15 protein-coding genes are annotated in these 23,783 nt (G+C 75.3%); 6 read left to right on the plus strand and 9 right to left on the minus strand.

Annotation, left to right across the window (positions count from 1 at the left end):
• The first annotated feature begins 36 nt into the window (after positions 1-36).
• From Sdia_RS26105 to Sdia_RS26120, 4 genes are all read left to right on the plus strand, one after another.
• The gene (locus Sdia_RS26105; RefSeq protein WP_189499786.1) at positions 37-738 is read left to right on the plus strand and encodes a spermidine synthase family protein; all 702 of its coding nucleotides are present in this window, start codon (positions 37-39) and stop codon (positions 736-738) included.
• A gap of 94 nt (positions 739-832) precedes the next feature.
• Positions 833-1,573, plus strand: coding sequence for a response regulator transcription factor (locus tag Sdia_RS26110; RefSeq protein WP_100454802.1), 741 nt, complete (start codon positions 833-835; stop codon positions 1,571-1,573).
• Positions 1,570-2,655: a HAMP domain-containing sensor histidine kinase gene (locus Sdia_RS26115; protein ID WP_100454800.1), complete on the plus strand. Its 1,086-nt coding sequence runs from the start codon at positions 1,570-1,572 to the stop codon at positions 2,653-2,655. Before Sdia_RS26110 ends, Sdia_RS26115 begins: the two co-directional genes overlap by 4 nt.
• Before the next feature lie 270 nt (positions 2,656-2,925).
• Positions 2,926-6,720 (plus strand): multifunctional oxoglutarate decarboxylase/oxoglutarate dehydrogenase thiamine pyrophosphate-binding subunit/dihydrolipoyllysine-residue succinyltransferase subunit, encoded by a 3,795-nt coding sequence (locus Sdia_RS26120; RefSeq protein WP_115068025.1) that lies wholly within the window; start codon positions 2,926-2,928, stop codon positions 6,718-6,720.
• 92 nt (positions 6,721-6,812) lie between these two features.
• Here the strand turns inward: Sdia_RS26120 and fxsT are convergent, their stop codons facing one another.
• The 8 genes from fxsT to Sdia_RS26160 all read right to left on the minus strand — a co-directional run bounded on the left by fxsT (position 6,813) and on the right by Sdia_RS26160 (position 20,632).
• Positions 6,813-9,818, minus strand: coding sequence for an FxSxx-COOH system tetratricopeptide repeat protein (gene fxsT / locus Sdia_RS26125; RefSeq protein ID WP_100454797.1), 3,006 nt, complete (start codon positions 9,816-9,818; stop codon positions 6,813-6,815).
• 181 nt (positions 9,819-9,999) lie between these two features.
• Positions 10,000-11,409: an aKG-HExxH-type peptide beta-hydroxylase gene (locus tag Sdia_RS26130; RefSeq protein ID WP_100454794.1), complete on the minus strand. Its 1,410-nt coding sequence runs from the start codon at positions 11,407-11,409 to the stop codon at positions 10,000-10,002.
• On the minus strand, positions 11,406-12,650 hold the full coding sequence (locus Sdia_RS26135) for an FxsB family cyclophane-forming radical SAM/SPASM peptide maturase (RefSeq protein WP_229830091.1): 1,245 nt from the start codon (positions 12,648-12,650) through the stop codon (positions 11,406-11,408). The genes Sdia_RS26130 and Sdia_RS26135 overlap by 4 nt, the downstream gene beginning before the upstream one ends.
• Before the next feature lie 385 nt (positions 12,651-13,035).
• Positions 13,036-13,278, minus strand: coding sequence for an FxSxx-COOH cyclophane-containing RiPP peptide (gene fxsA / locus Sdia_RS26140; protein WP_100454792.1), 243 nt, complete (start codon positions 13,276-13,278; stop codon positions 13,036-13,038).
• 36 nt (positions 13,279-13,314) lie between these two features.
• Positions 13,315-16,725 (minus strand): SAV_2336 N-terminal domain-related protein, encoded by a 3,411-nt coding sequence (locus Sdia_RS26145; RefSeq protein ID WP_189499788.1) that lies wholly within the window; start codon positions 16,723-16,725, stop codon positions 13,315-13,317.
• Positions 16,726-16,731: 6 nt separating this feature from the next.
• The gene (locus Sdia_RS26150) at positions 16,732-17,754 is read right to left on the minus strand and encodes an AAA family ATPase (protein ID WP_100454787.1); all 1,023 of its coding nucleotides are present in this window, start codon (positions 17,752-17,754) and stop codon (positions 16,732-16,734) included.
• Positions 17,755-17,876: 122 nt separating this feature from the next.
• Entirely contained in the window at positions 17,877-20,138 is a 2,262-nt protein-coding gene (locus Sdia_RS26155) for a VMAP-C domain-containing protein (protein WP_189499789.1), read from the minus strand.
• A complete protein-coding gene (locus Sdia_RS26160) occupies positions 20,135-20,632 on the minus strand; it encodes a CU044_2847 family protein (protein ID WP_100454783.1) in 498 nt (165 codons plus the stop codon). The genes Sdia_RS26155 and Sdia_RS26160 overlap by 4 nt, the downstream gene beginning before the upstream one ends.
• A 281-nt stretch (positions 20,633-20,913) precedes the next feature.
• On the opposite strand from Sdia_RS26160, the gene Sdia_RS26165 reads away from it, so the two are divergent.
• Complete coding sequence (locus tag Sdia_RS26165) at positions 20,914-21,096, plus strand: DUF6104 family protein (RefSeq protein WP_003961784.1); 183 nt, start codon at positions 20,914-20,916, stop codon at positions 21,094-21,096.
• A 727-nt stretch (positions 21,097-21,823) separates the two neighbouring features.
• On the opposite strand, the gene Sdia_RS26170 is transcribed toward Sdia_RS26165, so the two are convergent.
• Positions 21,824-22,675, minus strand: coding sequence for a hypothetical protein (locus tag Sdia_RS26170; protein WP_100454780.1), 852 nt, complete (start codon positions 22,673-22,675; stop codon positions 21,824-21,826).
• Positions 22,676-22,844: 169 nt separating this feature from the next.
• Between Sdia_RS26170 and Sdia_RS26175 the strand changes: the two genes are divergently transcribed.
• Positions 22,845-23,783 carry a DUF4097 family beta strand repeat-containing protein gene (locus Sdia_RS26175; RefSeq protein ID WP_189499790.1) on the plus strand — a complete coding sequence of 313 codons (939 nt, stop codon included), beginning with the start codon at positions 22,845-22,847 and terminating at the stop codon, positions 23,781-23,783.

Raw genomic sequence — 23,783 nt, forward strand, 5'->3', positions numbered from 1 at the left:
CCAGCAGCCAGCACGTCCGCCCCGGAGGTCACCGCCATGCCCGCCCCGCACCCCGCCCCCTCGCCCGCCGCCCCCGAGGTGCTGGACCGCCGGGAGGGCCCCTACGGGGAGGTGGTGCTGCGGCGGCACGGCGGGCTGCTCCAGATCATCGCCAACGGCACGTTCCTGATGGACACCTCCGACGGGCGCTCCGAGCGGCTGCTGGTCGACCTGGCCCGGGACGCGCTGGGCGGACGGAAGGAGCCGGGGGTGCTCATCGGCGGTCTGGGCGTCGGCTTCTCGCTGGCGCACGCGTCGGCCGACCCGGCCTGGGGGCGGATCACCGTCGTGGAGCGGGAGCCCGCCGTCATCGACTGGCACACCAAGGGCCAGGCACCGCCGCTGGCGGGGATCTCCGGCGCCGCTCTCGCCGACCCCCGCACCGAGGTGGTCCGCGCCGACCTGCTGGAGCACCTGCGGACCACCACCGCCACGTACGACGCGCTCTGCCTCGACATCGACAACGGGCCCGACTGGACGGTCACCGAGGACAACGGCGTGCTGTACGCGCCGGCCGGTCTCGCCGCCTGCGCCGCGCGGCTGACCGTCGGCGGGATCCTCGCCGTCTGGTCCGCCCGGCCGTCCGCCGCTTTCGAAGGAACATTGCGTAAATGCGGATTCCGGGCGGTCCGTACCGAAGAGATCCCGGTTGCCCGGGGCGTCCCTGACGTGGTGCACCTCGCTGTCAAGGCCGCGTAGCCCCGAGCCCCGTCCAGCCCTTACGCTGCTCACCATCCCCCGGATCTCCCACGAGGTCCGGCACACCAACCAGGCGCACTTCCAGGGGCGGGCGATGGAGCACACACAGACCTCCCACAACGGCAATTCGGCGGCGTCGCCGGGTGCACAGCGCCGGGTGCTGGTGGTCGAGGACGACACCACGATCGTCGAAGCCATTTCCGCCCGGCTGCGGGCCGAGGGCTTTCTCGTGCAGACGGCGACGGACGGTCCGGCGGCGGTCGACACCGCCGAGGCGTGGCAGCCCGATCTGCTGATCCTCGACATCATGCTGCCCGGCTTCGACGGCCTGGAGGTCTGCCGCAGAGTCCAGGCGCAGCGCCCGGTGCCGGTGATGATGCTCACGGCCCGCGACGACGAGACCGACATGCTGGTCGGGCTCGGCGTCGGCGCGGACGACTACATGACCAAGCCGTTCTCCATGCGGGAGCTGGCGGCCCGGGTGCACGTCCTGCTGCGCCGCGTCGAGCGGGCGGCACTGGCCGCGGCCACCCCGCGCAGCGGCATCCTCCGCCTCGGCGAACTGGAGATCGACCACGCCCAGCGCCGGGTACGGGTGCACGCGGAGGACGTCCACCTCACGCCCACCGAGTTCGACCTGCTGGTCTGCCTGGCCAACACCCCGCGCGCCGTCCTCTCCCGCGAGCAGCTCCTCGCCGAGGTGTGGGACTGGGCGGACGCCTCGGGCACGCGCACGGTGGACAGCCACATCAAGGCGCTGCGACGGAAGATCGGCGCGGAGCGCATCCGCACCGTGCACGGTGTCGGCTACGCGCTGGAGACGCCGACGCCATGAGCGGCCCGGCGGCCCCCCAGGGCGGGTACCGGCCCTTCTCGGTGAAGACGAAGCTCGGCGCGCTGGTCGTCATCTCCGTGCTGATCACCACCGGGCTGCTGATGGTGGCGGTCCGCACCGACACCGAACTCCGTTTCATCACCGTCTTCTCGATGATCGCCACCCTGCTGATCACGCAGTTCGTGGCACACGGACTGACGGCCCCGCTGGACGAGATGAACTCGGTGGCCCGGTCCGTGTCGCACGGCGACTACACCCGCCGGGCACGCGGGGCGGACCGCCGCGACGAGCTGGGCGACCTGGCGCTCACCATCAACCGCATGGCCGACGAGCTGGAGTCGCAGGACCTGCACCGCAAAGAGCTGGTCGCCAACGTCTCACACGAGCTGCGCACCCCCATCGCGGCGCTGCGGGCGGTGCTGGAGAACGTCGTGGACGGCGTCTCGGCGGCCGACCCGGAGACGATGCGCACCGCGCTGAAGCAGACCGAGCGGCTGGGCCGGCTCGTCGACACCCTGCTCGACCTCTCACGCCTCGACAACGGTGTCGTCCCCCTGCGGTCGCACCGCTTCGAGGTGTGGCCGTACCTGTCGGGGGTGCTGAAGGAGGCCAACCTGGTCGCCTCGCAGCGCCGGACCACCTCCGGCTCGGGCAACCACAGCCGGACCGACGTCCACCTGATCCTGGACGTGGAGCCGCTGGACCTGACGGCCTGCGCGGACGTGGAGCGGCTCCACCAGGTGGTGGCCAACCTCATCGACAACGCGGTCAAGCACTCCCCGCCGAGCGGCGCCGTCACTGTCCGTGCCCGGCCGGGGCACGGCCCGCAGTCGCTGGAGCTGGAGGTGCTGGACGAGGGTCCGGGCATCCCCGAGTCGGAGTGGCACCGGGTCTTCGAGCGGTTCAACCGGGGCAACGCGGCCAAGCCGCACGAGCCCGGCGCGGACGGCGGGACGGGGCTCGGCCTGGCCATCGCCCGGTGGGCGGTGGATCTGCACGGCGGACGCATCAGAGTGGCGGAATCCGCACGTGGCTGCCGTATTCGCGTCAGCCTGCCGGGGCTGCCCGAGGCACACGGCTGACCCCCGGGTGGCGTACTGTTCATAGCGGTAACGCAGTAACGACGTGCCAACTGACAGGGATGCGGGCCCGAGGGACCGCAGCCGAGCGCGGAGGCGTCCGGGCTGGAGGGAAATCCCGCTTGTTTCCCGCCAATCAGAGCCCCGAAACCCGGGATCTGGTGTGACTTTCACGACGGATGCCCGGCCCGGCCTGCACCTCTCGGTGACGAAGGCGTAGCCTTTATTCCCGCTGTCCACCACCTTGTGAAGCGGAAGAGGGCGGTTGCCGCCGTGTCGCCACAGTCCCCCAGTAATTCGAGCGTCTCGACCGACCAAGCGGGGCAGGCCAAGAGTCCTGCCGCCGCCTTCGGGTCGAACGAGTGGCTCGTCGACGAGATCTACCAGCAGTACCTCCAGGACCCGAACTCGGTAGACCGAGCCTGGTGGGACTTCTTCGCCGACTACAAGCCCGGCGGAGGTGGCGCCGCTCCCGTGGAGACCGCGGCCCCGTCGGCGGCGACCTCGCCCGCTCCGGCCAAGCCCGCCCCGGCGGCCAAGGCCCCCGAGGCGAAGCCGGCCGCCGCCCCGCAGGCCGCGGCCCCCGCGAAGCCCGCGGCGAAGGCCCCGGCCGAGAAGGCGGCGCCCGCCAAGACCGCTCCCGCCAAGACCGCCCCGGCCAAGCCCGCCGCGAAGGCCGCCGAGCCGGCCGCCGCCGCGGAGGGCCCGGAGTACGTCACACTGCGTGGCCCCTCGGCCGCGGTCGCGAAGAACATGAGTGCCTCGCTGGAACTGCCCACGGCCACGTCCGTGCGCGCGGTGCCGGTCAAGCTCCTCTTCGACAACCGCATCGTCATCAACAACCACCTGAAGCGCGCCCGGGGCGGGAAGATCTCCTTCACGCACCTGATCGGCTACGCCATGGTGCAGGCCATCAAGGCCATGCCGTCGATGAACAACTCCTTCGCGCAGAAGGACGGCAAGCCGACGCTGGTCAAGCCCGAGCACATCAACCTCGGGCTCGCCATCGACCTGGTCAAGCCCAACGGCGACCGCCAGCTCGTCGTCGCGGCCATCAAGAAGGCCGAGACCCTCAACTTCTTCGAGTTCTGGCAGGCGTACGAGGACATCGTCCGCCGTGCCCGGGACAACAAGCTGACGATGGACGACTTCTCCGGCGTCACCGCCTCGCTGACCAACCCGGGCGGCATCGGCACCGTCCACTCGGTGCCGCGCCTGATGCCCGGCCAGTCGGTGATCCTCGGCGTGGGCGCGATGGAGTACCCGGCGGAGTTCCAGGGCACCTCCCAGGACACCCTGAACAAGCTCGGCGTCTCCAAGGTCATGACCCTGACGTCGACCTACGACCACCGGGTCATCCAGGGCGCCGCCTCCGGCGAGTTCCTGCGGATCGTCGCAAACCTGCTGCTCGGCGAGAACGAGTTCTACGACGACATCTTCAAGGCGCTGCGCATCCCCTACGAGCCGGTCCGCTGGCTCAAGGACATCGACGCCTCGCACGACGACGACGTCACCAAGGCCGCCCGCGTCTTCGAGCTGATCCACTCCTACCGGGTCCGCGGCCACGTCATGGCCGACACCGACCCGCTCGAGTACCACCAGCGCAAGCACCCCGACCTCGACATCAACGAGCACGGGCTGACGCTCTGGGACCTGGAGCGCACCTTCGCGGTCGGCGGCTTCGCCGGCAAGTCGATGATGAAGCTCCGCGACATCCTCGGCGTCCTGCGCGACTCGTACTGCCGCACCACCGGCATCGAGTTCATGCACATCCAGGACCCGAAGCAGCGCAAGTGGATCCAGGACCGGGTGGAGCGCGGTCCGGGCAAGCCCGAGCGCGAGGAGCAGCTGCGCATCCTGCGTCGGCTCAACAGCGCCGAGGCGTTCGAGACCTTCCTGCAGACCAAGTACGTCGGCCAGAAGCGGTTCTCGCTGGAGGGCGGCGAGTCCGTCATCCCGCTGCTCGACGCGGTCCTCGACTCGGCGGCCGAGTCGCGCCTGGACGAGGTCGTCATCGGCATGGCCCACCGCGGCCGCCTCAACGTCCTCGCCAACATCGTCGGCAAGTCGTACGCGCAGATCTTCCGGGAGTTCGAGGGCAACCTCGACCCGAAGTCGATGCACGGCTCCGGCGACGTCAAGTACCACCTGGGCGCCGAGGGCACCTTCACGGGCCTGGACGGCGAGCAGATCACGGTCTCCCTCACCGCCAACCCCTCCCACCTGGAGGCGGTCGACCCGGTGATGGAGGGCGTGGTCCGCGCCAAGCAGGACATCATCAACAAGGGCGGCACGGACTTCACCGTCCTGCCCGTCGCCCTGCACGGCGACGCCGCCTTCGCGGGCCAGGGCGTCGTGGCCGAGACGCTCAACATGTCGCAGCTGCGCGGCTACCGCACCGGCGGCACGGTCCACATCGTCATCAACAACCAGGTCGGTTTCACCGCCGCGCCGGAGTCCTCGCGCTCCTCGATGTACGCCACCGACGTGGCCCGCATGATCGAGGCGCCGATCTTCCACGTGAACGGTGACGACCCGGAGGCCGTCGTCCGCGTCGGACGGCTCGCCTTCGAGTTCCGCCAGGCGTTCAACAAGGACGTCGTCATCGACCTGATCTGCTACCGCCGCCGCGGTCACAACGAGTCGGACAACCCGGCCTTCACCCAGCCGCTGATGTACGACCTGATCGACAAGAAGCGCTCGGTGCGCAAGCTGTACACCGAGTCGCTGATCGGCCGGGGCGACATCACCCTGGAGGAGGCGGAGCAGGCGCTCCAGGACTTCCAGGGCCAGCTGGAGAAGGTCTTCACCGAGGTCCGCGAGGCCACCTCGCACCCGGTGCAGCACGAGCCGGAGGGCCCCGAGGCGGAGTTCCCGGTCGCGGTCCAGACCGCGGTCTCCGCCGAGGTCGTCAAGCGGATCGCCGAGTCGCAGGTCAACATCCCCGAGCGGGTCACCGTCCACCCCCGTCTGCTGCCGCAGCTCCAGCGCCGCGCGGCGATGGTCGAGGACGGCACGATCGACTGGGGTATGGGCGAGACCCTGGCCATCGGTTCGCTGCTGATGGAGGGCACCCCGGTGCGCCTCGCCGGCCAGGACTCGCGCCGCGGCACCTTCGGCCAGCGCCACGCGGTCCTCATCGACCGGGAGACCGGCGACGACTTCACGCCGCTGCTGTACCTCTCGGACAACCAGGCCCGCTACAACGTCTACGACTCGCTGCTCTCGGAGTACGCGGCGATGGGCTTCGAGTACGGCTACTCGCTGGCCCGTCCGGAGTCGCTGGTGCTGTGGGAGGCCCAGTTCGGTGACTTCGTCAACGGCGCGCAGACCGTCGTTGACGAGTTCATCTCCTCGGCCGAGCAGAAGTGGGGCCAGCACTCCGGTGTGACCCTCCTGCTGCCGCACGGCTACGAGGGCCAGGGCCCGGACCACTCCTCGGCCCGTCCGGAGCGGTTCCTCCAGCTCTGCGCGCAGAACAACATGACGGTCGCGATGCCGACCCTCCCGTCGAACTACTTCCACCTCCTGCGGTGGCAGGTGCACAACCCGCACCACAAGCCGCTGGTGGTCTTCACGCCGAAGTCGATGCTGCGCCTGAAGGCCGCCTCGTCCAAGGCGGAGGAGTTCACGACGGGCGGCTTCCGCCCGGTCATCGGCGACGACTCGGTGGACGCCTCGCAGGTCCGCAAGGTCGTCCTGTGCGCCGGCAAGGTCTACTACGACCTGGAGGCCGAGCGGCAGAAGCGCGGCGTCACGGACACCGCGATCATCCGCGTCGAGCGGCTGTACCCGCTGCCGGGTGCGGAGCTCCAGGCGGAGATCGCCAAGTACCCGAACGCCGAGAAGTTCCTGTGGGCCCAGGAGGAGCCGGCGAACCAGGGCTTCTGGCCGTTCATCGCGCTCAACCTGATCGACCACCTGGACCTGGGTGTCGGTGCCGACCTCCCGGCGGCCGAGCGGCTGCGGCGCATCTCGCGTCCGCACTCCTCGTCCCCGGCGGTCGGTTCGGCCAAGCGCCACCAGGCCGAGCAGGCCCAGTTGGTCGCCGAGGTCTTCGACGCCTGACCCCGGTCCGTACCGGCCTGAGGCCCGCTCCCGCTCCGGCGGGGCGGGCCTCAGGGCTTCTCGCGGCTCGGGCTCGGCCGCGAGGGCCGGGCTCAGGTGGAGTACGGCTCGAAGTCCCAGTAGGGGCGGTTGCGGGAGCGGGCGGAGATGGTGTGGACGTGCTGGGCGCCGAGGACGGCGGAGAAGTCCTGGAGCGCCTCGTCCTCGATCTTCTCGGCCTCCTTGCGGCGGCGCAGCCCGCGCAGGTCGGCGGCGTGCGCGACGCGCGCGGACAGGGTCAGCGGGTGGGTCCGGCCGAGGGACTCGGCGGCCCGGTCGACGGTGGCGCGGGAGAGTTCGGCGGCGGCCTCAGGGTCGCCGACGACGTTGCGGACGGCGGAGACGTTGAGGGCGCAGCCCAGCGTCCAGGGGTGGAGGTCGCCGACGGCCCGGGCCATGTCGGCATACGCCTGCTCGGCCGCGCGGGCGTACTCGCGGCGCTCGCCGACGTTCCTGAGGACGAGGGCGTGGTTGGCGCGGACCCCGGCGACGAAGGGATGGCCGGGGCCGAGCAGCGCGGTGTAGCGGCGCAGCACGGACTCGCCCAGTTCGCGGGCGTGGTCGACGTCGCCGTGCTCGCGGGCGTGGCAGCTCTGGGAGACGGTCAGGCGCAGGGTGAGCGGGTGGTTCTCGCCGACGGTGCGCTCGCAGCGGTCCAGGAGGTCGGCGAGTCGCAGGCCGGCCGCCTCACGGTCGCCGAGGCGGTAGTGGCACAGCGCGAGGTTGTGCTCGGCGTCGAGGGTGACCGGGTTGTCGCGGCCCATCACCAGGCGCTGTTCGCGGACGTTCCTGGCCTGGAGCGACTCGGCGTCCTTGTAGCGGCCGACCAGCCGCAGGTCCAGGGCGTAGGAGTGCTCGGAGGAGAGCGTCCAGTTGTGGCGCGGCCGCAGGAGTTCGCGGCGGCGCTCCATGGTGTCCTTGTCGAGGGCGAGGGCCTCCTGGTAGTGGCCGAGCAGGCGCAGCGAGACGGCGACGTTGTTGCGGGCGCTGAGGGTGCGGGAGTCCTGGTCGCCGAGGAGTTCGCCGTAGGCGTCCATGATCTCGGTGGACAGTTCGTACGCCTCCTCGTAGCGGCCCAGGCCTCTGAGGTCTGCGGCGAGTCCGCTGGAGGCGCGCAGGTAGGCGAGGTCGCGGGGGCCTTCCAGGACGCGCAGGCGCTCGGTCGCGGCGCGCTCGATGAGCTCGGTGCCGGCGAAGTCGCCGCCGGCCCGCAGGAGGTTGGCGTAGTGGTGGACGAGGTCCCAGATGCGGGGGTGCTCGTCGCCGATCAGGCCGCGCCAGATCTCCAGGGTGCGCTCTCCGAGGGCGACGCCGGTCTTGTACTCGCCGGAGAGGTAGAGGTAGCGCAGGCAGTTGAGGACGAGGTTCTGCACGGCGGGGTCGGTGGACTGAAGCGCCTGGGCGTGGTCGAGGTGCGGGACGATCTCGGCGTACCGCGGCCACAGGCGGGTGTCGGTGGGGCGGCCGGGGTCGGCGGCGGCCAGCGCGGCGCGGACCACCTGGGCGAAGGGTTCGCGGTCGGCCTCGGAGAGGTCGCGGTGGACGATCTGGTGGACCATCCGGTGGAGGTAGAACGCCTCGCCGGGCAGGGCGGCGTCGTCGCCGGAGAAGTCGTGCGAGTCGCGGCTGACGACGGAGTACTGGCGGAGCTGGTTGACCGCGCGGTTCCACAGCAGGGGGTCGCGGAGCAGCCCGGCGACCGGCTCGGGCGCCTCCTGGGGGGCGAGGTCGCGCAGGATGCGGACCGGGATGGTGCCGGGGGCGAAGAAGGTGCACAGGCCGAGCAGGGCGACGGACTCCGGGACCGTCTCACGGAGCTTGTTGAGCAGTATCGACCAGGCGGTCTGGAAGGCGAGCGGGAAGTCCTGGGAGACCTTGACGATGTCCTGGTCGATGCCGCCCTCCAGGAGGGCGATGTAGTCGTCGATGGAGAGGTCGGAGTCGTTGAGCCAGCCGGCCGTCTGGTCGAGCAGCAGCGGCAGGTCTCCGAGGGCCTCGGCGAGCCGCTGGGCGTCGGCCCGCCCGAGCCGGGGGGCGCGGCGGCGGACGAAGGCCACGGACTCGGCGCGGTTGTAGACGCCGATCTCCAGCATGCGGCTGTTGTGCTCGCCCCATTCGGGGTTGCGGGAGGTGATGAGGACGTGGCCGGGACCGGTGGGGACGAGGTCGGAGATCTGGTGCGGCTCGTCGGCGCCGTCCAGGACGAGCAGCCAGCGGCCGTAGGGCCTGCCGCGGCGCAGCGAGTCGCGGACGGCGCGGAGTCGCTCGCCGTACTCGGGTCCGGTGTCCAGGCGCAGCGCGGTGGCGAGTTCGGCGACGCGCAGGCGGAAGGAGGCGCGGCTCTCGGCGTCGACCCACCAGACGACGTCGTACTCGGAGCCGAAGCGGTACACGTACTCGGCGGCGAGCTGGGTCTTGCCGACGCCGGGCATGCCGTGGAGGGTGACGACGCCGGTGCCGCGTGCGGCGTCCTGGAGGATCTGGTGGGCGTCGGTGAGGATGCGCTCGCGGCCGGTGAAGCGGGTGTTGCGGCGCGGGACGCCGCCCCAGACCTCGGAGGTGTCGAGGGGGAAGCGGGGGGCGCCCTCGGGACGGGGCGCCTGCACGGGGGTGTCGGGCAGGCCGAGGCGGGTGAGGACGCGGCGTTCGGCCTCGTCGGCGCCGATGCCGGTGAGGTTGACCGCGGCGAGGGCGGAGGCGGCGGTCGGCAGGGAGCCGGTGGTGACGGAGACGGCGGCGAAGCGGCCGGAGTGGGTGGCGGCGACCTCGCGCAGGGCGGCGTTCCACTCCTCGTGGGTGCGCGGGCCGAGCTGGACGTACCAGCCGGAGAGGACGATCAGGACGGGGCCCGGGGCGAGGGTGAGGTCGCGCAGCGAGTCGACGAGCGGTTCCCGGACGGAGGGGTCCCAGCGCTGGAGGGCGACGCCGTGGCCACGCCGCTCCAGCAGGCCGCCGATCCAGGCGGCCCAGGCGCGGTCGAATCCGGCGAAGCTGATGGTCACGGGGTGCGGCGCGCCGCCTTGGGGACTCCCCGCCTCCGGCGTGAGGAACTGACTCATGGGCCCTCTCCTGCTCCTCTTGATGCGTCGACGGGTCCGGCGGCCGGCACGTCCGGCACGGACGCTCGCGGCGCGGTCCCCCTGGGCCGATGACCGGCCTGGCGTGCCGGACATCCTCCGTTCAACTTCCCACAATTGCAGCAGTGTTCACGGCCCCGCACGGGTGATTCCCGGAAGAGCGTCAGGAAGGGCTCATTCCGTTGTGGCGCTGGATCCAGAGCGCCCGGGTGGTGGCGACGTAGGCGACGGCCCGGGCCAGGTGCTCGGCCGGCACCTCGGCCTCGGTGAGCCGGGTGTACGCCGTCACCATGCCCTCGGCGAGGGTGCGTCCGGCGGGCGTCAGCGCGTCGGAGCCGACGAGGACGGGCAGGGCGGCGCCGACCTGCTCGCGGCGGCGGGCGTGTTCGGCCCAGGCGCGCTCGCGGGCGGGGCCGGGCGGGGCGCCCTGGGCGTACCGCAGCCACCAGTCGGCGAGCGCGAGATGGCTGTAGACGCCGTGCCAGAGCCCGTCGAAGGGGCGTGGGTCGGGCCGCCAGGGGGCGAAGTGGCGCGGCGCGGGGCCGGCTCGGTGCAGCGGGGTGAGGGCGGCGAGCGCGGCGAGTTTGACGTGCTGCGACTCGTGGACGAGGGTCTCGGCGAAACCGGCCGCGTCCGGCGGCTCACTGCTCAGCACGGCGCCGAAGGCCTCCCGCCGCGTCCCGCTGCAACTGCCCGGCGGCGGCTCGCCCCCGGCCCCGCCGCCCGGCGGTGCCAACGGCACCAGGCAGCGCAGCAGGGTGGCGGCCTCGCTGATCCGGTGCGGGCCGCCGTGGGCGAGCGCGGCGCCGGTGCCGGACCAGGCGCCGCCCCAGCGCTTGCGGGCCAGGTCGTCGAGGTCGGTGATCCCGGTGAAGCCGGGCTCGCGGGGGTGGCGTGGTACGCGGTACGGGTCGAGGTCGTCCAGCGGCACCGGGTGGCCGCCGGGGACGAGCGGGGGCAGGGCGTGCGCGGCGCGCCAGGCGGGGGACGCCGCCCAGGCCCCGTGGCCGCGCTGCGGGCGGACGGTGACGGTCCGCCGGTCCGGCGCGCGCAGCACGAGGCGGCCGCCGCTGTGGTGGGCGTCGACCGGGACGGTGCCGGGGGCGGTGCGCAGGGCACCGAGGGTGGGCAGGGCGAGGGTTCCGCCGGTGGCGGTGAGCCGCAGGCGGAACGGCAGTCCGGCGCGGACCGCCGCGGCGGCGGCGAGCGGGGCCAGGTGGCCAAGGGTCCGGGCGGTGGCGGCCCGGTCGGGCGGTCCGGCGCCGGTGAGCAGGGCGAGGGCGTGTTCGGCCCAGGGCCCGACGAGCGGGGCGAGCAGCAGGGAGCGGACGGTGGCGGCCCGGTCGGGCGCGGCGCGTTCGGCGGCCTCCAGCAGGGCCCAGCTCTCGGCGAGGGAGCGCCGGGCGGCGGGTGGGCAGCGGTCGGCGGGGGCGGTGTCGGCGGCGTCCAGGACGGCGCGCAGCAGCAGGAGCCTGCGCCGGTCCTGGTCGCGGGCGAGGAGCCGCAGCGTGGCCGGGGAGCCTTCGGTGCATCCCAGTTCGTACAGGACGTGGTGGGGGACGGGCTGGGTCACCGCGTTCCTCCTTCCCCGGCCGTGGTGGGGTCACGGGCCGGTCCGGTGCCGGTGGCGCGGGCCAGGGCGGCGGCCACGTGGTGGAGGAACCGCTGCTGGTCGGCGCAGTAGACGCTGGGGTGGCGAAAGCCGCTCCCGGCGCGGTGGCGGTGGGCGTAGTGGCCGCCGCCGCAGGCGTGCAGGAGGGGGCAGGCGCGGCAGTCGGCGGCCAGGGCGGCGGGGCCCGACTGGCGGGCGGCGACGCCGGGGTGGGCGAGGGCGTCGTCGAAGGAGTTCCGGTCGAGGGCCAGTCCGGTGGCGGCGGCGCCGGGGTAGGCGGACTTGAGGGAGTCGGTCTGTTCGAGGGTGCCGTCGGTCTCGACGACGACGGCGGTGAACGGGTCGAGGCCGAGCGACTCGGTACCGGCCGGCAGGCCGAGCAGGGCGGCCACCGCCTCCTCGAAGAGCCGTACCCGGGTCTCCCGCCGCCCGGCGGCCCACCACCGGTCGAAGACGGCGTTGAGCCAGTCGCCGTACGGGGCGGGGGTGCCGGGTGCGGCCCGGGCGGGGCGGCCGGGGGGCGGGTGGAGGCCGGGGGGCGGGGCGCTCCAGTTGCCGTGCGGCAGCAGCAGGTCGACGGCGGGCGGCCGCAGTTCGAGCAGCGAGGTGTAGACGTCGAGCGGGTCGAGCGCCGGGTCGACGACGAGCAGGATGCCCGCGTAGGCCTCGGGGGCGTGCTCGGCGAGGAGCCGGGTGCCGCGCACGGCGGCGGGCCAGGAGGGGCGTCCGGCGTGGTCGACCCGGGCGGTGTTGTGGCGAGCGCGGCCCCCGTCGAGGCTGACGCCGACCGCGATACGCGCCCGGGCCAGCGCGCGGACGCGGGCGGCGGTGAGCAGCGTGGCGTTGGTCTGGAGCGTGACCCGCGCCCGGGTGCCCGCCGGGAGCCGGCGCCGGACCAGGCCGGCGAAGGCCGCGAGCCGGTCCGTACCGGCCAGCAGGGGTTCGCCGCCGTGCAGGACGAGGGAGACGGCGGGCAGGCGGTGGGCGGCGGCGTGCTCGGCGATCCGCTCGGCGGTCAGCGCGAGCACCGTGTCGGAGGCGGCGGCCGGACGCGTCCGCCAGCCCGTGTCGGGGCCCTCGTAGAGGTAGCAGTAGCGGCAGGCCAGATTGCACCGCCCGTGGACCTTCACGATGAACTGGCGGAACGGGTACGGAGGTCCGGCGCCCGCCCGCGGGCGCGGCGGCGGCACTGGTCGTGGCATCGGCACCCCCGTGTCGTCCGCCCGCCCGTCCCGGGCACTGGCCGTCTCCCCGTGCCCCTCCGGCCGGCCCGACCCGGATGGTGCCCGGCGCGGGACCGGCCCGAAACCGGGGCGCGCCGCCGCTGTCCTGTTGGCTCGGTTCCGGTGGGGGAAGGTGGCTGAAAGGCGCGGGGCGGGGGAGGAGTGCGCGCGGAACGCGTGCGCCGGCCGGGTCAGGAGCGAATGTGCCCCCGGGGCCTGGCACCACCCCACCGCGGACGGCCCCGCCGAGGTCCTCGCCGCCCTCCCGGTCGGGGGAGGACGGCGTCGTGGGTGTGCGCGGGGCGGGAGACGGCGCGCGGCCTCGCCCTCGGAAGGAGCCGTTCCTTTCGAAGGAGTCGTCCCCTCAGAAGGAACTGTTGAAGTTCCAGAGCATCTCGCGCGGGCCCGACGTCCGCTCGCGGAGCTCGTCGAGGAGGTCGTCGAGGACCGGATGGTCCAGGGTCCGCAGCGACTCCAGGTCGAGTTCGAGCAGGTCGGGGAGGACGGCTGCCCCTCCCGGCGGTCCGGCAGGAGCCTGGGACGGCGGCCCGGCAGGCTCGGCGGCGAGCGGCCGGGAGGGCGGTGCCTGGTGGGCGGAGTCGGGCATGGCGGTCCTTCCTTTCCCGGGGCGGCCGACGCCTCCTCAGGCGAGCTCGGCCAGGCGTTGCGCCGTCTGCCGGGGCGTCGGCTCGACGCTGGGGCGCGTGCCGGGCGGGAGCCGGCGCCAGGCCCGGTGGGCGGCCCCGTACGCCTCGCGCGCCGCGCGCGGACGCCCCGCGGCCTCATAGGTCATACCCCGCCAGTGCTCCGCCTGAGCGCCCAGCGTCGCGGATTCCGCGGCGGACCGCTCCGAATCGGCCTCCTCGCGGGCCCGCCGGGCGGCGTCGGCGGCCGCCCGGAAGGCGTCCGCGGCCTCGTCCAGGCGGGCGGGCCTGCCGAGGGTCTGGGCCGCCTCGAACCGGGCCTGGCCCACCTCCAGCAGGCAGCGCGCGCTCTCCAGCGGCCCGTCGGCCTCCTGGGCGGCCAGGCCGAGCAGGTGCTCGCCCTCGCGCAGGTCCACCCGGTCGCCGGTGAGCCGGTGCCGGGCCATCAGGCCGCGCCCCAGCAGCACCAGGCGGCGGGCGAAGGCCCGGTCGCCGCGCGGGGTCTCGGCACGGCAGCCGCGCAGCACCCGGACCGCCGCCACCACCCGCTCCAGCCGCTCCTCGCGGGTGCCGTCGCCGAGCAGGGCGCGCCGCAGCAGCGCCTCGCCCCACTCGGCGAGCAGCGCCGCGTGGGCGGGCGCGTCGCGCGGGATGCCGGGGGCGGCCTCCTCGAACCGGGCGGCGGCGCGGACCAGTTCGACCGGGTCGCCGCTCTCCTCGTACCGGGCGGTGTGGACCCGCCCCGCGCGGGTCAGCAGGGCCGAACGGCGGCGGGCCGACGGGGGCGGGGTGGCGCGCAGGGCCGCCTCGACGCGGTCGGCGGCCTCCTGGTGGTGCTCGGGCCCGGCGCGCAGCAGGGCGTCGGTGAGGTCGAGGAGGGCCCTGTCCCGCTCGGCGGGCTCCAGCGCTCCCGCGTCGGGGCCGCCCGCGCCGGCCCCGACGACCGTCCGCAGGGCGCGGGCCGCCTGCCGGGCGTGGGCGCGTGCCTGGTCGCCCGCCTGTCCGGCACCGGCCAGCCGCAGCAGGGTGCGGCCGTGGGCCAGGGCGAGCGCCGGGGGGCGGTGGTGCTGGTCGGGCCAGATGTCGGTGAAGGCCTCGAGCATGCCGACGGCGGCCTGGAGCAGGGAGCTGTCGCCGCCGAGGCGCCACTGGGTCTCCAGGGCGCGGACGCGCGCCAGGGTGAGGCGCAGCGCCTGCTCGGGACCCAGACCGGGGGCGGCGCAGGCGACGGCGTACTCCCGGTCGGCGCGGCGCAGCAGGTCGAGGGCCTCGTGCCGCTCGCCCCTGCGGCGCCGGTCGTCGGCGGTGGCGTGCAGGGTGGCGGCGAGGATGTCGCGGTGCCCGGCGCGGCCGGTGGCGTCGTCGGCGGTGGCGCGCTCGGCGGCCTCGCGGGCGGCGGTGAGCAGTTCCCGGCCGCCCTGGACGCGCCACAGCCGCAGCACCTCGCGGGCGTACCGGGCCCACAGGGCGGCGTCGGCCGGTGCCGGGCTGTTCTCGGCGGCGCCGCGCAGGAGTTGGACGGCGTCCATCAGGTACTGGACCATGCCCTCCTCCTCGTACCGCCGGGTGAGGGCGGCGGCGGCCGCCAGCGCCGGGTGGTCCTCGCCGCCGGGACCGGGCGAGGGGGAGGTGTGGTGCAGGGGGACGGTCATGAAGCGCTCCAGCACGTCGGCGGCGACCTCGGCGAAAGGCTGCGGGACGGTGGGGGCGTTCTCCTCGCCGGAGTCGGCGGCGTCGGCGGCCGCGCCCCGGCCGGGGCCGCCGGGGCGTCCGGCGGCGGGGAGCGGGCCGGTGGCGGTGGAGCGGCCGAGCTGGGCGTGGGCGAGGGCGGGGAAGTTGGGGCCGCCCTTGCCGAAGCGCTGCTCGACGTACTCGGAGCAGTGTTTGAGGACGAGCATCGCCTCGTCGCGGCCGAGCGGGCCGAGCAGCGCCTGGCGCACGCCGGGCGCGAAGTCGTACCACTGCTCCGGCTCGTCGCCCGCCGGGCCCGTGCCCGGTTCGTCGGCGCGGACGAGGAGACCGCTGAGGAGGACCTCGGCGAGTTCGGCGGGCCCGGAGGCGGGCAGCATCGTGCGCTGGACCAGTTGCATGACGGGGAGGCTGAGGGGGGCGGCGGCCAGGCAGACGGCGAGCCGTCCGGCGGTGGGTGAGGCGGTGGAGCGGAACCGGCTGACGAGTTGGAGCGGGGTGAGGGTGCGCCGGGCGCGGACGGGCCGGGCCGGTTCCTGGCCGGCGCTGACCCAGCCGACGGCGCCGGGGGTGCGGGCGGGTCCGGTGCCGGAGAGCAGCCGGGCCCAGGAGCCGAGGGCGGCGGCGGTCGGCGGCAGTACCGGGACGGGGCGGGCGCCCGGCGGGGGCGGCGGCCCGTCGGAGACGACCTTGAGCAGTCCGGCTCCGCTGACGCCCTGCCCGCGCCGGAGCTCACCGAAGGTGACGTGGAGGCGGGTGCGCGGCCACAGGCGCTGCGGCAGCGGCTGGAGGACGGCGACGGGCCCCTGCCCGGCGAGACGGTGCAGGGTGCGGTGGGCGGCGCCGCTGTGCCACAGGGGTCCGGCGCAGTCGCTGACCAGGAGGGTGACGCGGCGTCCGGTGGCGTCGACCAGGCGGTCGGTGGAGTGCAGGGGGGCGCCGTCGCGGCGCGGGCTGCGGCTGACGGCGGCGCGGCCGTCCTCGGTGGCGTGGAGGTAGCGGACGTGCAGGTCGCGGAAGGCGCCGAGACCGCCGAAGACCTCGCGGAGTTCGTCGAAGAGGCGCTGCCACACCCGCATCGAGCCGGAGGCGTCGAGGACCAGCTGGAGCAGCGCGTCCCGACGGGTGACGGGCCGGAAGACGGGCAGTACCAGTCCCCCGGCGCGGGCGGTGAGTTCGGCGGTCGCGCCCTCGTCGAGCGCTTGCCTGCGCGGGGCGGCGCCGGTGCGGTACGCCTGGAGCGGGCGCAGGGCGCGCTGGAGCCTGAGCGGCGAGACGAGTACCGCGGCGGCGGGCACGCCGACCGGGAGGGCGCCGGTGTCCGGGCCGCCGTCGGCGGTGCCGCCGGCCGGACGGGTGTGCAGGCGGACGCGGGGTTCTTGGGCGGGCTCGCTCCCGGGGCGAGGCGGGGCGGGGGGCGCGGTCGGCGTGCCGGGGCCCGGCGGGGCGGGGCTCGGCCGGGCCCCGGTGCCGGCCGGGGACGGCGGCTCCGTACGGGCCGGCGGGTCGCCGGCCGGGGCGGGGGCCCGGCGGCCGGTACGGCCGGTGCGGCCGGCGAGCCAGAGGGCGTCGAGGAGGTGTTCGGCGTCGACGTCGAGTCCGGCGCCGCGCAGCCGGGCCACCAGCTCGGGCAGCGGGTCGGGGGGTGCCTGCCGCCGCGGCGGGACGGGGGGCCGGTCAGGGCGGCCGTCCGGGCCGTGGCGGGCCGAGGCTCCGGTCATGCTCGCTCACCTCGGCCGGTCGAGTCGCTGGATGAGCAGGTCGGCGAGGCGCTCCCGGTCCAGGTCGGGGGCGGTCTGGGTGAGGTGGAGGGCGTTGAGGAGCTGGTCGGCGGCGAGGAGTTCGCTGCGGGAGCGCTCCAGGAAGCGCAGGATCAGGTCGTTGCCGCCGCGTTCGCGGTCGCGGCCGAGGTGGGCGCGGACGAAGCTGGCGAGCCGGGCGTGGTCGGGGCGGCCCAGCTCCAGGTGGATGCAGCGGCGCATCAGGGGGGCGGGGAAGTCGCGTTCCTCGTTGCTGGTCAGGACGGTGAAGGGGAAGGCGGTGCACTGCACGCGCCCGTCCTTCACGGGGACGCGGCGGCCGTCGTGGGTGAGGACGTGGGCGGTGCGGCCGGGCAGCCGGTCGGAGATGCGCTGGAGTTCGGGGATGGTGAACTCCCCCTCCTCCAGGACGTTCAGGAGGTCGTTGGGCAGGTCGATGTCGCTCTTGTCGAGTTCGTCGATGAGCAGGACGCGGGGCAGTTCGCCGGGGAGCAGGGCGGTGCCGAGCGGACCGAGGCGCAGGTAGTCGCCGATGGACTCGACGGAGCCGGGGGCGCCCGGTTCGGTGGCGGTGCCGCTGTGCGCGGCGATCTGCACGTCCTGGAGCCGGGCGATGGCGTCGTAGTGGTACAGCCCGTCCTGGAGGGTGGAGCGGCTGACGACGGGCCAGCGCAGCACCTCGCCGAGGCCGAGTTCGTCGGCGACCGAGTGGGCGAGGCTGCTCTTGCCGACGCCCGGGCCGCCGGTGACCAGGAGGGGGCGGCGCAGGTGGAGCGCCGCGTTGATGACCTCGAGTTCCTCGGCCTCGGGGCGCAGCGAGACGGCCTGTTCGCGGTAGGCGCCCAGGCGGCGGGTCTCGGTGGTGCCGGCTCCCTCGCGGCGGCGGAAGTCCCGCCAGGGCGGCGGGTCGGGCAGCCGGAGGATGCCGTCGTGGGGCTCGCCGGCGCCTCGGTAGATGAGCCACTCGCCGGACTCGTCGGTTGCGCTCATGGCAGTCCTCGTCCTCGCTGGGTCGCACAGGTCTCGGGCGGCCGGGCCCCGGTGGGCCGGCCCTTCGGCGCCGGTTCGCGGCTCACGGTAGCGAGCCGTACGGCGGGTCGTCAGGTGGTTGTTCAGAGTGGGGCGAACAGGTCGTCGGAGCCGGGCAGGGGATGGTGCGGATCGTCGTACAGCAGGGCCAGGCCCTCCGCCCAGAAGCAGTCGGTACGCCCCTCACCCACGGCGGCGCGCAGGGCGTGGACCAGGCGCGGGAGGCGCTGGGCGGTCCGGGCGCGGGCCAGTTCGGCCTCCGCGCGCCGGTGGAACTCGTCGCACATCCGCTCCGGCCCGCCCCCGCCCCTGCGCCACAGGGCGACCCCGAAGCCGCCGTCGACCAGCCGGGTGAGCGCCTCTGCGGAGCCGGGGTGGCCGTGCTCCCGGTAGTGGCAGAGCAACGGCACCGACGCGTGGGCGAGGGAGCGCAGTTGGGCCGTCGACGGTACGTCTGCCCGCACTCCCGCCTCGCAGTCCAGGACCCGGCCCCGGATGCCGGGGGCGAGCGGGGCGTCGTCGTGGGTCCAGCGCCAGCGGTCGTACCGGTCGGTGACGGCCGCGTCGGACCCGCCGCCCGCGCCCGGCGGCTCGGCGGGGCGGACGACGACCGGGCGGAGCCGCCCCAGCGGCGGACCGCCGGGGTGGGCGGGCCAGGTGTCGACGGGCAGGCCCAGTACGTCCCGCTCCAGGGCGACCTGGAGCAGGGCGGGGGCGCGGGACTCGTCGGCGAGGGCGAAGGCCCTGGCGAGCGGCCCGGCCAGGCGCGCGGGAAGGTCGGCGAGGGCGGTGCCGGTGTGGTCGTCGTGGAGCGGTTCGGGCTCCGGCGGGTCGGGGGCGCCCTCGGCGGCCGGGGCTCCGGCGGTCCCCGGCGCGCCGGGGGCGGGGAGCAGGCCGACCCGCCAGTCGAAGCTGTCCGGTTCCCACGGGCGGCGGGTCAGTTCCAGCAGGACGCTGTGGCGGGCGCCCTGGACGGAGGCCGGGGGCGGCGGGGGCACGGGGGCCGCGGCGTGGCGGCGCAGTTCGGCGGTGATCTCGCCGCGCACCGGTCGGTCGAGGGTGGCGGTGGTGCGGTGCAGCCAGGTGCGCAGGGCGGCCTCGGCCTCGGCGGTGCCGGGGTCGTGGCGGGCACGCGGGACGTGCAGCACGGCGACCACGTACCGCAGGACGGAGAGCCGGCGGCCCTCGTCGGTGGCGTGGCTCTCGTAGAGCCCGCCGAGGCCGTCGCGCCAGGCGCGGGGCGGCGGAACGGTGCGGGCGGCCGACGCGCCCCCGGACACCGAGCGGAGCAGCGCCGCCAGGTCGGCGGTGGAGGTGGGTGGCGGCAGTTCGCCGAGGGCGCCGAGCAGCCGGGTCCGCTCGCGCGGGCCGAAGGGCACGGTGCGGGCGCCGTCCAGGACGGCCTGGGTGTCGGCCCAGGCGGGCGGCGCTCCGTCCCGGTCCGCGTGGCGCAGCCGGTCGCGGTGGAAGCGGTCGTGGCCGCGCAGGACCTCCTGGTAGAGGTCACCGGGCTCGGCGGCGAGTCCGGGGGCCTCGGTCCGGGCCGCGTCCTCGGCGTGCGCCGGAGCGTGGTCCTCGGCGGCGTACGCCTGGGTGTGCGCGCCGGGGCCGGCCGGGGCGGGGGCGGCGGCGGGCGGGGGCGCGAGGGAGACGGGCAGGTGGCGGAGCTGGCCGGTGCGGACCGCCGTGCCGCCCTGCTCCCGGGTGCGGCGGGACTTCACCAGGGCCACCACCTCGCCCCGGTGCGGGTCGAAGACGGGCCCGCCGGAAACCCCGTCGGGCAGGTCGTCGTCGCCGAGCCGCAACTCCTCGTCGGCGCCCCAGCCGATCCGGCCGAGGACGGTGACGGTCCCGTCGTACCGGCTGAGGCGGCGTCCGGCGCGGAACCAGCCGGCGAAGCCGAGCAGCGGCCCGGAGCGGCCGCCCCCGGGACCGTGGTCGGTCAGTGGCTGCTCGGCGAGGTGGACGCAGGCGTGCTCGGTCGGCTTCCGGAGCCGGATCAGCGCGAGGTCCGGCGCGGCCCAGCCGTCACCGGGGCGGGGCGGGGTCCCGGGCAGCGCGACCGCGACCTCGCCGGGCACCACGGCGGGCGGACCGCCTGGCTCCGGCTCATGGACGACGTCCACGTGGCCCCCTCCCTCCGCGAGCGCCACGTGGGCACAGGTCAGCACCCAGTTCGGCGCGACGAAGAAGCCGCTTCCGAGAAAGGTCCGGACGCCCTCGTCCGGCCCGCTGGGGTCATACCCGGGCCGCCGTCCATGGATGCGTACGGTGGCCGCCGCGATGAGGTGTTCCAGGGGCGGTTCGTCGCCCAGCGCCGCGCCGGTGGCGCCCTCCCCTGTCACGGAACCGCCCCGGGGTCGCCCCCCTCGTCCCCTGGCTGCGCCGGTGCGCCGGAGGGTGCGCCCCCCTGGTCCGGCCGAGCGGGCCCGGCGGCGCCCGGCGGGGCCGCGTCGGTGAGTTCCGGCGGACCGCCGTTCTGCCAGGTCAGGGTGACGGTGAGGGCCGCCTTGGCCTCGCCGTCGGCGAGCAGCCCCACGACCTTGCCCGCCTTGCCGGTCAGCTCGATCCCGAACTCCACACTGACCTCGTCGGGCCGCACCGCCCGCAGCCCCTCGGCGACGGACCGGGCGACGCCCGTGATCAGCCCGCCGAGCCCGGCCACCTGCGCCTGGACCCGCTCCCCCGCCCGCCCGGCGAACCCGGCGTCGGTGTACAGCGGCGCCCCGTCCGGCAGCTCCAGCTCGTCCGCCTGCGATATCCGGGCCCAGACCGGCGTCCCGTCCGGCAGTTCGACGTACGCGACCCTCGACTCCCCCGCCTCCCCGGTCCCGGTCATCCGGCCCCCCTCCCGGCGCCGGGAGGGGGCAGATGCCTCCCGCGCCGGGGCGCGCCCGGGTGTGCGGCACGCGCCGTGCGCGGGCTTGCCATGTGCTGTGCGGTCATGCTGAGGTCCCCCGTCTCCCACGTCTCCCCTGTACCTGCCCGCGGGGGGTGCAGGGTAGCCCCCGGTCACCAAGGTGGCGAGGGCCCGGCCGCTCGCGCGGGGGCCCGCCTATCATGGGCCGGCGGCCCGCGCCGGCCGCTCTCACCCCCTGCGACCTGTGACGGAGCACGCCCATGTACTTCACCGACCGCGGCATCGAGGAACTGGAGAAGCGGCGCGGCGAGGAGGAGGTCACCTTCGAGTGGCTCGCCGAACAGCTGCGCACCTTCGTCGACCTCAACCCCGACTTCGAGGTCCCCGTCGAGCGCCTCGCCACCTGGCTCGCCCGCCTCGACGACGAGGACGAGGACGAGTAGCCCGGCGACGGCCGGCCCCGGCCGCGCACCCGCCGCGTCCGCCCCGGCCGGAGGCCGACGGTCCCGCCCGGCCGGGCCGGTGGGCGGCACCGGGACGCCGGTACGTCGTCCCGGGCCGGGCCGCGATCCTCCCGGACCCGGTCGTCAGCAGGTCCGGCGACTCCCCCGCACGTGTCCGGCCCGGCCTTCAGACCGGCGCTCCGTCTGCCGCAAGGGCCGCCCGGCGCCCGCACCGACGCTCCCCCCGGGGTCACCGCGCCCCCTCGGCCCGGCCGGACCGGGGCCCGCTCTCTCCCCTCGGCCCGGACCAGCTCGTGGGCGGCACCCGGACAGACGCCGTCGTGTGCTGCCGGCCCGTACGTCCGGCCCCTCTCCACGTCACCAGCCGCGCCCCCGTCCTCTCAGGCCGCCTTCGCGCCCGGACGAGGTGATGCTCTCCGTGCAGGACGAGGGCATCGGCATGTCCGAGGAGCGCCACGCCGAACTCGACAAGCGCCTCGCCCGCGTCGGTACCGACGGCCCTCTACGAGCCGCCGCGGCGCGCCGACGACACCCGGGGGCCGCCGGCGAGGCGGGCACGCGAGCCAGGTGCCGGAGATGTGCGCTCGGCTCCTGGTGCGCGAGTCGGGTCCCCGGGACACGCGTACCGCTGGCGGCGCACCAGCCGCCCACGCTTCCCGCGACCGCCCGACCGTCCCGGCCGGTCCGGTCAGTCCGGTCAGTCCGGTCAGTCCGGCGGAAGCGGCACCCGTAACCCGTCCCGGACCCGGTCGTAGGCGAGTCCCGCGAGCCCCTGCACCACCAGCACCCCGCCCACCACGCACCACGCCCCGCCGCGCCGTCCCAGCCCCCACAGGCCGAGGGCACCTCCCGCGACCAGGTGCCCCACGGCCAGCACGCGCGCCCGGCGCCCGCGCATCAGCGGTCCGACCACGCTGGCCTCGACCAGTTCGGGGCGTACGACCTCCCGCCATCCGGCCCGGTCGGCCCGTCGTACGCCCCGCGCGGTCCTCGCCGCCTCGGCCAGCGCGCCGGCCGGGCGGAACGGCACCAGGCCGGCCGGCAGGGCGAGACCGGCGTGGGCCAGCACCGCGAGCACTCCCCGGAGCCGGGCGGCGGCGTCCGCCTCGGGGTCCGGACGGGTAAGCCCGTCGAGCGCCGCCACGGCGAAGACGGGGTCGAGCCCGAGGCGCGCGGCGAAGGTCCGCATCGCCTCGTCCTCCCCCGCGGGGGTGCCGTCGGCCAGCCACACGTAGCCCACGGATCTCCGGACGCCGGAGGCCAGACCGAAGCCGGCGCGGTCGGCGTCCCACCAGAGGGCGAGAACCGGCCAGGGTGCTCCCACCGCGAGGGCGGTCGCCCAGCCGGTGAGCACCAGGTCGACCGGCTCCTCGTCCCCCTGCCAGGACAGGTCGTACGGCACCAGCGCGCTCCACCCGGGCCCCGCGGGGGCGAGCAGCAGGGGGCGCCTGAGCAGCCCGGCGGCCGGGGCCACGGCGTCCGGGCCGGCCCGGCAGAGCAGCAGTCCGCCCGTGCCCCGCAGGGGCTGTTCCCGATTCCGCGCGGCGTCCTTCGGCATGGGGCCCACGCTAGGACAGACCCGCCCATCGCGCCTTTTCGGCCACTTTTCCCCCGTCGGCCGTTCCTCCCGCCGACCGGCCTTGACTTCGCCCGAGCGCGATATATCGTGTGTTCCAGGTGATGCGATATGACGCGTCGCCGCGCGCCAGGCCGAGGAGGTCAGCACCATGTCCGAGTCCCCACACACCTCGTCACCCGTGCCCGGGGCGGGAGCCGATTCCCCCCGGGGCGCGGACGGCGGGCCGGGCGACGGCGCGTGGTCCGTGGACGCCCCGCGCCGGATGTCGTTCGAGGGCCCCCTGACGGCACTGCGCGTCCGCGTGATCAACGGCGCGGTGAACGTCGTGGGCTCCCCCGACCTGGCCACCCACCTGGACGTCTCCGAACTGTCGGGCCGTCCGCTCACCGTGCGCCGCGAAGGCGGGACCCTGACCGTCGAGTACGAGGAGTTCAGCTGGCAGGGGCTGCGGCGCCTGATCGAGCGCGGCGAGCTCCCCGACCCGCGCGCCCTGGACCACCGCGCGGTGGTCTCCGTCGCCGTGCCCGACTCCGTCCGGCTGGACGTCCGGGCGGTCGGCGCGGACACCGTCGTCTCCAACATCGCGGGCCCGGCCGACGTCAAGGCCGTCTCCGGCGAGACCACCCTGGTCGGCCTCTCCGGCACGGTGCGGGCGGACACCGTCACCGGCCGCGTCGAGGCGCACTCCGTCACCGGCCCCCTCACCGTCGCCTCGGTCTCCGGCGACCTGACGGTGGTGGACGGCACCAGCCCCACCCTCCGCGCCGACTCGGTCAACGGCGACATGATCGTCGACGTCGACCGGACCGGCTCCCCCGCCGACATCGCGCTCTCCTCCGTCTCGGGTGAGATCGCCGTCCGCCTCCCCCACCCGGTGGACGCCCGCGTCGAGGCCAGCACCACCAGCGGCTCCCTCTCGCACGCCTTCGAGGAGCTCCGCGTCTCCGGCCAGTTCGGCATGAAGAAGATCACCGGCGAGCTGGGCGCGGGCAGCGGCCGCCTGAAGGCGAGCACCGTCTCCGGCTCGATCGCCCTCCTGCGGCGCCCCTCCTCCGACGCCGGACCGAACGACAAGAAGGTGCTCTGA

This window comes from Streptomyces diastaticus subsp. diastaticus (genome assembly GCF_011170125.1).
Classification (GTDB): Bacteria; Actinomycetota; Actinomycetes; order Streptomycetales; family Streptomycetaceae; genus Streptomyces; species Streptomyces diastaticus.

Coding starts and splice junctions, on each gene's coding strand:
- Sdia_RS26105 (WP_189499786.1), top strand. CDS start 37: ATGCCCGCCCCGCACCCCGCCCCCTCGCCCGCCGCCCCCGAGGTGCTG.
- Sdia_RS26110 (WP_100454802.1), top strand. CDS start 833: ATGGAGCACACACAGACCTCCCACAACGGCAATTCGGCGGCGTCGCCG.
- Sdia_RS26115 (WP_100454800.1), top strand. CDS start 1,570: ATGAGCGGCCCGGCGGCCCCCCAGGGCGGGTACCGGCCCTTCTCGGTG.
- fxsT (WP_100454797.1), bottom strand. CDS start 9,818: ATGAGTCAGTTCCTCACGCCGGAGGCGGGGAGTCCCCAAGGCGGCGCG.
- Sdia_RS26135 (WP_229830091.1), bottom strand. CDS start 12,650: ATGCCACGACCAGTGCCGCCGCCGCGCCCGCGGGCGGGCGCCGGACCT.
- fxsA (WP_100454792.1), bottom strand. CDS start 13,278: ATGCCCGACTCCGCCCACCAGGCACCGCCCTCCCGGCCGCTCGCCGCC.
- Sdia_RS26145 (WP_189499788.1), bottom strand. CDS start 16,725: ATGACCGGAGCCTCGGCCCGCCACGGCCCGGACGGCCGCCCTGACCGG.
- Sdia_RS26150 (WP_100454787.1), bottom strand. CDS start 17,754: ATGAGCGCAACCGACGAGTCCGGCGAGTGGCTCATCTACCGAGGCGCC.
- Sdia_RS26160 (WP_100454783.1), bottom strand. CDS start 20,632: ATGACCGGGACCGGGGAGGCGGGGGAGTCGAGGGTCGCGTACGTCGAA.
- Sdia_RS26165 (WP_003961784.1), top strand. CDS start 20,914: ATGTACTTCACCGACCGCGGCATCGAGGAACTGGAGAAGCGGCGCGGC.
- Sdia_RS26170 (WP_100454780.1), bottom strand. CDS start 22,675: ATGCCGAAGGACGCCGCGCGGAATCGGGAACAGCCCCTGCGGGGCACG.
- Sdia_RS26175 (WP_189499790.1), top strand. CDS start 22,845: ATGTCCGAGTCCCCACACACCTCGTCACCCGTGCCCGGGGCGGGAGCC.